The sequence below is a fragment of the Microbacterium sp. ZW CA_36 genome, assembly GCF_044987475.1.
In the GTDB taxonomy this organism is placed as follows: Bacteria; Actinomycetota; Actinomycetes; order Actinomycetales; family Microbacteriaceae; genus Microbacterium.
In genome coordinates this window covers 1-9869 of record NZ_JBJDRL010000098.1, presented here as the reverse complement: position 1 = coordinate 9869, position 9869 = coordinate 1, and the positions used below count along the sequence as shown (strand labels likewise).

Here is a 9869-nt window from a genome sequence, read left to right as displayed (position 1 = left end):
GCTCCACGGAGTCTCCGGGCGTTCACTTGCGCTGAACGTACGGCTCGGCGGGCGTTTCGCGTACATTCAGCGCAAGTGAACGGAGAGACGACGGGGTCAGGAGCTGCGGGCGACGCGGATGCACGGGCGGACCCGCGGGCAACCGCGCGGGCCGCAGGACCCGGCCGGGGGACCCGCGGGCAACCTCGCGCGGGCCTCAGGACCCGGCCGGGCGCAGGCGGAGGGGCGACATCCCGCCGTCCACCTCGATGTAGGTGCCCGTGGTCGAGCCGGCGCGGGGGCTCACGAGGTAGAGCACGGCGCCGGCGACCTCGTCGGCCGAGACGAGGCGCCCGTGCGGCTGCCGGGCCTCGAGCGCTGCGCGCTCTGCCGCCGGGTCGGGCGCGCTGGCGAGCAGGCGGCCGATCCACGGGGTGTCGGCCGTGCCCGGGTTGACGGCGTTGACGCGGATGCCCTCGCGCAGGTGGTCGGCCGCCATCGCCCTGGTGAGCGACAGCACCGCCCCCTTCGACGCGCTGTACAGCGCGCGCTGCGGGAGGCCCGCGGTCGCGGCGATCGACGACGTGTTGCAGATGGCCGCGGCGGGCGACTGCCGCAGCCACGGCAGCGCCGCAGCGCTCACGCGCGCGATGCCCGTGACGTTGATCGACAGCACGCGCGCCCACTCGTCGTCGTCGTTCGCGGCGACGTCGCCCTGCGCGCCGATGCCGGCGTTGTTGACGAGGATGTCGATGCGGCCGAACCGTTCGGCCACCGCGGCGATCGCGTCCTCGACGCCGGCGCGGTCCGACACGTCGGCGGCGAACGCGGCGAACCGCGGGTCGGCGCCCGAGGTGTCGCGGTCGAGCACGGCGACCTCGGCGCCCTCGTCGGCCAGTGCGCTCGCGATCGCGGCGCCGATGCCCGAGGCGCCGCCGGTGACGACGGCGACCAGTCCGTCCAGCTGTCCGCTCATCGTGTTGCCTCCCATGCCACGAACTCCTGGCGCTGCGCGCCCACACCCTCGATCTCGATGTCGACGATGTCACCGGGAGCGAGATACGGGAAGCGCCCCGACAGGGCGACGCCCTGCGGGGTCCCGGTCAGCACGAGGTCGCCAGGCTCGAGCGTGAGGAACTGCGAGAGGTGCCACACGATGTGGTCGACCGGGAAGATCATGTCGGCCGTCGACGAGTCCTGGCGCGGCTCGCCGTTGACGCGGCTCTGCAGCCGCAGCGCCTGCGGGTCGACCTCGTCGGGCGTGACCAGCCACGGGCCGGTCGGGTTGAACCCGGGCGCGCACTTGCCCTTGGACCACTGCCCGCCCGACACCTCGAGCTGGAACGTCCGCTCCGACACGTCGTTGGCGGTGACGAAGCCGGCGATGTGGTCCGCCGCCTGCGCGGGGGAGTTCAGGTACGCGGCGCGGCGTCCGATGACGATGCCGAGCTCGACCTCCCAGTCGGTCTTCTCGCTGCCCCGGGGGATCGTGACGGCGTCGTTCGGACCGACGACGGTGTTCGGGGTCTTGAGGAACATCACCGGGATGCTCGGCGGGGTCGCCCCGGACTCGGCGGCGTGGGCGGCGTAGTTCATGCCGATGCACACGACGGCGCTCGGCCGCGCGATGGGGGCGCCGATGCGGATCGCGTCGGCGCCCGGCAGCTCGGGCAGGAGCCCCGCGGCGATCGCGGCGGACGTGCGGCCGACGGGATCGTCGGCGAGGAAGCTGCCGTCGACATCGGATGTGAGCGGGCGCAGATCGAGGCGACGATCGCCGTCGAGGACGACGGGGATCTCGCTACCGGACTCGCCGAGGCGCGCGAACTTCATTGCTCTCCTGGATTCTCCGTGCGGGGCGGCGTCGATGCCGTCGCGGCCCGCGGGGCGTGATTGACAGTATAGACATCGGATGTTTACACTGCGAGCGGTTCGACTTCCGGACCGCGAACTGCAGGAGACCGCCCCGTGAGCCGCATCGTCGCCTTCGAGACGACAGACATCCGATTCCCCACCTCGCTCAGCCTCGACGGCTCCGATGCGATGAACCACGATCCCGACTACTCCGCCGCGTACCTCCGGATCGTGACGGATGCCGCCGACGGCGTCAGCGGGCACGCCTTCGTGTTCACGATCGGGCGCGGCAACGACGTGCAGGTCGCGGCGCTCGACGCGCTCGCCGGGCATCTGGTCGGCCGCGAGGTGGAACTGCTCCTCGACGACATGGGCGCGACCAACCGCGAGCTCATCGGCGACTCGCAGCTGCGCTGGCTCGGCCCCGAGAAGGGCGTCATGCACATGGCGATCGGCGCGGTCGTCAACGCGCTGTGGGACATCAAGGCCAAGCGCGCCGGGCTCCCGCTCTGGCAGCTGCTCTCGCGCATGAGCCCCGAAGAGATCGTGGCCCTCGTCGACTTCCGCTACCTCACGAACGCCCTCACGCCCGCGGATGCCCTGCAGATCCTCCGCGCCGCGGAGCCGGGCCGGGCCGAGCGCGAGCAGGACCTGCTCGCCACGGGCTTCCCGGCGTACACGACGAGCCCCGGCTGGCTCGGCTACTCCGACGAGAAGCTCGCGCGGCTGTGCCGCGAGGCGATCGCCGACGGCTTCGGCCAGATCAAGCTCAAGGTGGGCGCCGACCTCGACGACGACGTCCGCCGCCTCCGCGTCGCCCGCGAGGTGTGCGGGCCCGACTTCCCGATCGCCATCGACGCGAACCAGCGCTGGGAGGTGTCGGAGGCGATCGCGTGGGTGAACGCGCTCGCCGAGTTCGGCATCGCCTGGATCGAGGAGCCCACGAGCCCCGACGACGTGCTCGGCCACGCCGAGATCGCCCGGGGTGTCGCGCCGGTGCGCGTGGCGACGGGCGAGCACGCGCAGAACCGCGTGATCTTCAAGCAGCTGCTGCAGGCGGACGCCATCGCCGTCATGCAGATCGACGCCGCGCGCGTCGGCGGCGTCAACGAGAACATCGCCAACCTGCTGCTCGCGGCGAAGTTCGGTGTGCCGGTGTGCCCCCACGCCGGCGGCGTGGGGCTCTGCGAGGCGGTGCAGCACCTGTCGATGTTCGACTTCGTGGCGGTCAGCGGCAGCCGCGAGGGCCGCATGATCGAGTACGTCGATCACCTGCACGAGCACTTCGTCGTGCCGACCGACGTGCACGGCGGCGTCTACCGCGCCCCGCTCGCGCCGGGGATCGGCATGGAGATGAAGGCGGCCAGTCGCGCCGCGTACGAGTTCGGGAGCACGGATGCCGCGGCCTGACCCGACCGGCTCCGACGCCCCCGCGCTGACGCGCCTCGGCTACGGCGCGGCGAACGTCGGCAACCTCTTCCGCGAGCTCACCGACGATCAGGCGTGGGCCATCCTCGACGCGGCCTGGGAGAGCGGCATCCGCTACTTCGACACCGCCCCTCACTACGGCCTCGGTCTCTCGGAGCGGCGGCTCGGCGCGTTCCTGCAGACGAAGCCCCGCGACGAGTTCGTGATCTCGACGAAGGCCGGGCGGCTGCTGCGTCCGAACCCCGACGACGACGGCGGACTGGACCTCGCCGCGGACTTCCACGTGCGCACGACGCTGCGCCGCGAGTGGGACTTCTCCGAGGCCGGCATCCGCGCGAGCCTCGACGAGTCGCTCGAACGTCTCGGGATCGACCGCATCGACATCCTGTACCTGCACGACCCCGAGCGCCACGACCTCGACCTCGCGCTGCAGGAGGCCTTCCCGGCTCTCGAGCAGCTCCGCGCGGAGGGTGCCGTCGACGCCGTCGGCATCGGCTCGATGACCGCCGACGCGCTCGCCGCGGGCGTTCGCGGCGCCGATCTCGACCTCATCATGATCGCGGGCCGCTACACGCTGCTCGAGCAGCCGGCCGCCGACGAGGTGCTGCCGGCGTGCCACGAGCGCCGGACCGGCGTGGTCGCGGCATCCGTCTTCAACTCCGGCCTGCTGGCGAAGGACGAGCCCACGCGCGACGACCGGTACGAGTATGGACGGATGCCGGAGCCGCTGTGGCAGCATCTGCAGCGCATCGTCGCGGTCTGCCGCGCCCACGACGTGCCGCTTCCGGCCGCCGCGGTGCAGTTCGCGCTTCGGGACCCGGCCGTCCGCTCGGTCGTCGTGGGCGGGAGCCGACCCGAGCAGCTGCGCCGCAACGCCGAGCTCATGGAGGTCGACATCCCGGGCGGCCTGTGGGACGATCTGGCCGCCGAAGGCCTCATCCGCTGACGAAGGGAATCCCATGCTCGAGGGCATCCACCCGCTGCTGACGGGGGAGCTGCTGCTGCACCTGGACCGGATGGGCCACTCCGACGCCGTCGTGATCGCCGACGCGCACTTTCCGGCGTGGGCGATCGGCGCGCGCGTCGTGGACCTGCCCGGGACGACCACGCCCGAGGTGGTGGCCGCCGTGCGCACGGTGCTGCCGCTCGACGATGCGCCCGCGCTCGACCTCATGGCGTCGGCTGACGGCGAGGTGCTCGATGTGCAGCGCGAGCTCGCCGCCGCGGCAGGCACGGATGCCCCGCGCTACGTCGACCGGTTCGAGTACTACGAGCAGGCGAAGCGCGCGTACGTCATCCTGCGCACGGGCGAGACCCGCAAATACGGCAACGCGCTGCTGCGCAAGGGCGTCGTCGGGCACCCGTCCGCCGGCTGACCCTCCCCGGGCTGACCGTCCGCCGGGTGAACGGCGGCGGTCTCAGCCGTTGAGGCCGAACAGGTCCAGCGGGTGCGTCAGCCGCCACCACGGCGACGGGTCGGTGATGTCGGCGGCGAGCTGCAGGTCGACCGTGGTGTCGTCGAGCGGTCCGGTCACGCTGAGGGAGCCGACCGCGTCGCCCGCATCGCGGCTCTCGCCGAGGTGGTAGGTCGTGGCGACGGTGCCGCTGCCGCCGTTCCACAGGACCACCGACGCGTCGCCCGAGGTCACGATGTCCACCTCGTCGCCCCACAGGGTCTCGACCTGTCCGGCGACGGTGTTCGCCGTCACCGAGGGCTTCAGCTGCAGCTCGCTCTCGAGCTGTGCGTACAGCGCGCGGGACGCGGCGAGACGGCTCTCATCGTCGGGCTGTCCGAGCACCGACGCGTAGAGGCGCACCGTCGTGTCGCCGATCGTGACGTCCTTCGCCGACAGCAGGTTCCAGGAGTCGAGCGTCCCGGTCTTCAGGCCCACGACACCCGGGTCGGCGAGCAGGCCGTTGGTGTTCTCGACGAGCCCGGCACCGGGCAGGTCGACGGACTGCTTCGCGACGATCTCGGCGATCACCGGGTTCGCGAGGGCCTTCTGCGCGAGCACGACGAGGGCCTCAGGGCTCGCGGTGTTGCGCGGGTCCATCCCCGTCGGCTCGTAGACGGTCACACCGGGGACGCCGTGCGTGGAGAGCCAGGACGAGGCCGCCGAGGCGAAGACGGCATCCGACGGCCAGATGCTCTGCGCCAGGCGGTCGGCGTAGTTGTTCGCCGAGCCGACCAGCATGCCCTCGAGCATCTGGTACTCGGTGAGCGAGCCGCCGGCGGGCACGTTCAGCGCGGACTCGCCGTTGCTGAGGTACTGCCAGTAGCGGGAGCGATCCGCCGAGGTGAAGCGGTACTCGGGACCTTGCTCGCCGAGCGCGAGCGGCATCTCCTCGAGGACGACCAGGGCGGTCACGAGCTTGGTGATGCTGGCGATGGAGTCGGGATCCGCCGTCGTGGCCAGTGTCCCCGAGATGCCTCCGACCGCTTCGGCCGCGCTGCCCTGCGCGGGCCACACCGCCGCCGCGGCGGGGGCCGCGACCGGCTGGACCTCCATGGCGGTGACCGTGGGTGCGACGGCGTGCAGCGGCCACAGCAGCGTCGTCCCCGCATACGCGCCGAGCACGGCCGCGATCGCGAGGGTGGGAACCACGACGCCGGCGCGCAGCGGCGAGCGCCGCGGCGCGTCGGAGAGCAGGTCGGCGTCGACCGTGACGTAGGGGGTGGCCGCGGCGGTCAGATCGCCGGGAGCGGCGCCGAGGCCCACGGCCGTCTCATCGACCCACGCGAGGGCGGTTCGTCCGCCGCCCGCCGCGGGGCGCGCATCCTCGGCGACCGGGACGTCGGCGAGCGCGTCGTGGCCCGCGGGATCCCAGGTGGCGACGGGGACCGACGGCTCGGGAAGGAGCCCGGGGATGACCGGCCCGGTCTGCGCGTCCGAATCGAACAGGGGCATCGTCGGCGCGATCGCCGTCGGGCTGTCGCCGAGCGGCACCGTGGCGATGGTCGGCGCGACGGTGGGCACATCGACGGGGGCGGTGGTGCTGCCCGGGTGCACGAGCGGGCCCACGCGCCCGGAGGCTCCGCCCGACGCGCCAGCGGCGAGCGGAGGGGGCGTGGGGACAGCCTCACCGGTGGCGACGGTCAGGATGCCGCCTTCCGGGGCACCGGCCGAAACTGGGGTCGGCACGGCACCGGTCTGCGCCCGACGCGCGCGACGCGTGGGCACGGGGGTGTCGTCCGGAGTCACCCCCTCAAAATACCCGTCATCGCGGCGGTATACTCAACGCCATAACCACGGGAGTCCGGTGAGCCGGGCTGAGAGGAAGCGATCCACGCTTCGACCGTCGAACCTGATCCGGATCATGCCGGCGCAGGGAGGAGTTCACATGCACACGTCCGCGTCCGCATCCACCCCCGTTGCGGCCACCCCTTCGGGCCCCCGCAGCCTGCGCTGGCGAGTCGTCGATATCGTCGTCGCGGCGGTGCTCGGCGTCGCCATCGGCCTCGTCTTCTGGGCCTGGAACACCGTCGGCTACGCCTGGTTCATCGCCATGGACGGCCTGACGCCCGGCCTCGGCGGACTCGCCGTCGGCATCTGGCTGATCGGCGGCGTCATCGGCGGTCTCGTCATCCGCAAGCCCGGTGCGGCACTCCTCGTCGAGGTGATCGCAGCGATCGTGTCGATGCTCATCGGCAACGTGTGGGGCGTGTCCACCCTGCTGTCGGGCCTGGTCCAGGGTCTCGGCGCCGAGCTGATCTTCGCCCTCTTCCTCTACCGCCGTTTCACCCTGCCTGTCGCGATGCTGGCCGGTGCGGGCGCCGCCGCCGGCGCCTGGGTGTTCGAGCTGTTCTACGGCAGCTCGCCGAACATCCTGAAGACGCTCGAGTTCAACGTCATCTACCTCGTCTCGCTCGTCGTCTCGGGTGCCGTGCTCGCGGGTGTCGTCGGCTGGCTCGCCGTCCGGGGGCTCGCCGCCACCGGCGCCCTCAACCGCTTCGCGGCAGGACGCGAAGCGCGCCGCGAGGTCTGACGATGGCCTCGACCCGTCCGGCCCGCCTCACGGCGGACGGCTGGGGATGGCGCTACGCAGGCCGGCGCGCGCCCGCCGTCCGCGACGTGTCGTTCACGATCGAGCCGGGGGAGCGCGTGCTGCTGCTCGGTGCCTCGGGTGCCGGCAAGTCGACGCTCCTCGCCGGCATGGCGGGCCTGCTCGGCGGGGCCGACGAGGGCGATGAGACGGGATCGCTGCTGATCGACGGCGAGCGGCCGGAAGCCCACCGCGGGCGCGTCGGGCTCGTGCTGCAGGATCCCGACTCGGGGGTCGTGCTGTCGAAGGTCGGCGACGACGTGGCCTTCGGCTGCGAGAACCTCGGGGTGCCGGCGGCCGAGATCCCCGCCCGCGTCGCCGAGGCGCTCGAGGCCGTCGGGCTCGACGTCCCGCTCGCGCGGCCGACGAAGGCGCTGTCGGGCGGGCAGAAGCAGCGGCTCGCGCTCGCCGGCGTGCTCGCGATGCGACCCGGTGTGCTGCTGCTCGACGAGCCGACCGCGAATCTCGATCCCGACGGCGTCCGCGAGGTGCGCGCGAGCATCGAGCACGCTCTCGCCGAGACGGGGGCGACGCTCGTGGTGATCGAGCACCGCACGGCCGTCTGGGCCGACCTGATGGACCGTGTGCTCGTCGTCGGCGCCGACGGCGGCCTCCTCGCCGATGGCACTCCGGCCGAGGTGTTCGCCCGTCACGGTGCGGAGCTCGCCGCCGCGGGCGTGTGGGTGCCGGGTCGCCCCGTCGACCTGCCCGTCCTGCCCGCGGCGACGGCCGGCGCCGCCGCGGCGGTGGCGGCATCCGCTCTCTCGATATCCCGCGACGGTCGCACCGTCGTGCGGGCGGGGCTGGATCTCAGCGTGCCGCGCGGGGCGGCGACGGTGATCACCGGGCCCAACGGCGTCGGCAAGTCCACCCTGGCGCTGACGCTCGCGGGGCTCCTGCCCGAGGCGGCGGGCGAGGTCGTCGCGGCGCCGGAGCTGGCCGGCCGCTCGGGCCGCCGCCCGTCGCGGTGGTCCTCGCGCGAGCTGCTGACCCGCATCGGCACGGTGTTCCAGGAGCCGGAGCATCAGTTCCTCGCCTCGACCGTGCGCGACGAGCTCGCGATCGGGCCGCGCTCGCGCGGCGTGGCCGCGGACGCCGTCGGCCTGATCGTCGACGAGCTGCTCGAGCGACTGCACCTCGCGCCGCTCGCCGCCGCGAACCCCTTCACGCTGTCGGGGGGACAGAAGCGCCGGCTCTCGGTCGCGACCGTGCTCGCCGACGCACCGCCCGTCATCGTGCTCGACGAGCCGACGTTCGGCCAGGACCGCCGCGGCTGGATCGAGCTCGTGCGGCTGCTGCAGTCCGAGATCGCCGCCGGCACGACCGTCGTCGCCGTCACGCACGACGAAGACGTGCTGCACCATCTCGGCGGCCACCGCATCGATCTCGGTGCGGGGCCCTCAGTCCCGGAGGCCCCGTCCGGCGCACCCGGGCGCTCGCGGCCGGTGGGGGTGCGGTCGTGACCGCCGTCGACGCCCGTACCGACGCGCATGACGTCGGTGCCGAGCGGGCGGCCTGGCTCGACGGCGTCAACCCGGTCACCAAGATCGTGCTCGCGCTGCTGCTGTCGGTGCCGCTGCTCGCGTCGATCGACGTGACGAGCGCCCTCGTGGCGATCGCGCTGCAGCTCACCTGCATCCCGCTGACCGGTCTCGGAGCCATGACCGTGCTGAAGCGGATGCTGCCGATCCTCGTCTTCGCCCCCGTCGCGGGCATCAGCATGCTGCTGTATGCCGAGCCGGGCGGAACGGTCTACTGGTCGTTCTGGTACGCCACGATCAGCGACGACTCGATCGCCCTCGCGGTCGCGGTGTGCCTGCGCGTTCTCGCGCTCGCCCTGCCGACGATCCTGCTGTTCGGCCGCACCGACCCCACCGAGCTCGCCGACGCCCTCGCGCAGGTCGCGAAGCTGCCGAGCCGCTTCGTGCTCGGGGTGCTCGCCGGCACGCGCACGCTGGGCCTCTTCCTCGACGACTGGCGCAGCATGGGCCTCGCGCGCCGCGCGCGCGGCGTGGGCGACAGCGGCGCGATCCGGCGCTTCTTCTCCATGGCGTTCGTGCTGCTCGTGTTCGCCGTGCGGCGCGGCACCAAGCTCGCGATGGCGATGGAGGCGCGCGGCTTCGGCTCCGGCATCCCGCGCACGTGGTCACGTCCCTCGCGGCTCCACCCCCGCGACCTGGTGGCGCTGCTCGGCGCCGCCGCGATCATGGCCGTGGCGATCGCCGCCGCGGTCGCCGCCGGCACGTTCCGGTTCGTGTGGTCCTGAGTCGGGCCGGCTCCTGTGGTCCAGGTTCCGCGGTTTCTGGGATGCCGGATGCTGCGCTTTCCGGACCGCACCGCGCGCGCGTGCCGCCGCCGGCGCGGTGAGGTCCAGGTTTCGCGGGTTCTGGGATGCCGGAACCGGCGTTTGCCGGACTGCAGAACGTGCGCACTGCACGCCTCACTCGGAGCGGCGCTGCGGCGAGGCTCGGCGCGTTTCGTCTCGGTCGCTGGCGCTCCTCGCACAACGACCGGAGCCTCCCCCCCCCCGGGTCGCTGGCGCTCCTCGCTCAACGACCGGAGCC

Annotated in this window: 9 protein-coding genes and 1 riboswitch; of the genes, 6 read left to right on the top strand and 3 right to left on the bottom strand. The window is 73.0% G+C overall.

Annotated elements, in window-relative coordinates; all coding sequences use genetic code 11:
• Positions 1–196: 196 nt before the first annotated feature.
• Both ACI3KX_RS21125 and ACI3KX_RS21120 read right to left on the bottom strand, forming a co-directional pair.
• Entirely contained in the window at positions 197–970 is a 774-nt protein-coding gene (locus ACI3KX_RS21125) for an SDR family NAD(P)-dependent oxidoreductase (RefSeq protein ID WP_404910973.1), read from the bottom strand.
• Positions 952–1812, bottom strand: a complete 861-nt coding sequence (locus tag ACI3KX_RS21120; protein WP_404910972.1) for a fumarylacetoacetate hydrolase family protein — start codon at positions 1810–1812, stop codon at positions 952–954. Before ACI3KX_RS21120 ends, ACI3KX_RS21125 begins: the two co-directional genes overlap by 19 nt.
• Positions 1813–1947: 135 nt before the next feature.
• Between ACI3KX_RS21120 and ACI3KX_RS21115 the strand changes: the two genes are divergently transcribed.
• The 3 genes from ACI3KX_RS21115 to ACI3KX_RS21105 are packed head-to-tail and all read left to right on the top strand — an operon-like array spanning position 1948 to position 4637.
• The gene (locus tag ACI3KX_RS21115) at positions 1948–3243 is read left to right on the top strand and encodes an enolase C-terminal domain-like protein (protein WP_404910971.1); all 1296 of its coding nucleotides are present in this window, start codon (positions 1948–1950) and stop codon (positions 3241–3243) included.
• A complete protein-coding gene (locus ACI3KX_RS21110) occupies positions 3230–4207 on the top strand; it encodes an aldo/keto reductase (protein WP_404910970.1) in 978 nt (325 codons plus the stop codon). Before ACI3KX_RS21115 ends, ACI3KX_RS21110 begins: the two co-directional genes overlap by 14 nt.
• Positions 4208–4220: 13 nt before the next feature.
• Positions 4221–4637 (top strand): RbsD/FucU family protein, encoded by a 417-nt coding sequence (locus ACI3KX_RS21105; protein ID WP_404910969.1) that lies wholly within the window; start codon positions 4221–4223, stop codon positions 4635–4637.
• A 42-nt stretch (positions 4638–4679) separates the two neighbouring features.
• Here ACI3KX_RS21105 and ACI3KX_RS21100 read toward each other — a convergent pair whose 3' ends face one another.
• Complete coding sequence (locus tag ACI3KX_RS21100) at positions 4680–6404, bottom strand: D-alanyl-D-alanine carboxypeptidase family protein (RefSeq protein ID WP_404910968.1); 1725 nt, start codon at positions 6402–6404, stop codon at positions 4680–4682.
• A gap of 97 nt (positions 6405–6501) precedes the next feature.
• Positions 6502–6613: riboswitch (TPP riboswitch) on the top strand.
• Here ACI3KX_RS21100 and ACI3KX_RS21095 point away from each other — a divergent pair.
• The 3 genes from ACI3KX_RS21095 to ACI3KX_RS21085 all read left to right on the top strand — a co-directional run bounded on the left by ACI3KX_RS21095 (position 6604) and on the right by ACI3KX_RS21085 (position 9571).
• Complete coding sequence (locus ACI3KX_RS21095) at positions 6604–7248, top strand: ECF transporter S component (protein WP_363355207.1); 645 nt, start codon at positions 6604–6606, stop codon at positions 7246–7248. (Overlaps the previous riboswitch by 10 nt.)
• A 2-nt stretch (positions 7249–7250) precedes the next feature.
• Positions 7251–8768, top strand: coding sequence for an ABC transporter ATP-binding protein (locus tag ACI3KX_RS21090; RefSeq protein WP_404910967.1), 1518 nt, complete (start codon positions 7251–7253; stop codon positions 8766–8768).
• Complete coding sequence (locus ACI3KX_RS21085) at positions 8765–9571, top strand: energy-coupling factor transporter transmembrane component T family protein (protein WP_404910966.1); 807 nt, start codon at positions 8765–8767, stop codon at positions 9569–9571. Before ACI3KX_RS21090 ends, ACI3KX_RS21085 begins: the two co-directional genes overlap by 4 nt.
• Positions 9572–9869: the final 298 nt, after the last annotated feature.

What these genes read in the sequence shown, in the direction of transcription:
- ACI3KX_RS21125 (WP_404910973.1), bottom strand. Translation starts at nt 970, where the DNA reads ATGGGAGGCAACACGATGAGCGGACAGCTGGACGGACTGGTCGCCGTC.
- ACI3KX_RS21120 (WP_404910972.1), bottom strand. Translation starts at nt 1,812, where the DNA reads ATGAAGTTCGCGCGCCTCGGCGAGTCCGGTAGCGAGATCCCCGTCGTC.
- ACI3KX_RS21110 (WP_404910970.1), top strand. Translation starts at nt 3,230, where the DNA reads ATGCCGCGGCCTGACCCGACCGGCTCCGACGCCCCCGCGCTGACGCGC.
- ACI3KX_RS21105 (WP_404910969.1), top strand. Translation starts at nt 4,221, where the DNA reads ATGCTCGAGGGCATCCACCCGCTGCTGACGGGGGAGCTGCTGCTGCAC.
- ACI3KX_RS21095 (WP_363355207.1), top strand. Translation starts at nt 6,604, where the DNA reads ATGCACACGTCCGCGTCCGCATCCACCCCCGTTGCGGCCACCCCTTCG.
- ACI3KX_RS21090 (WP_404910967.1), top strand. Translation starts at nt 7,251, where the DNA reads ATGGCCTCGACCCGTCCGGCCCGCCTCACGGCGGACGGCTGGGGATGG.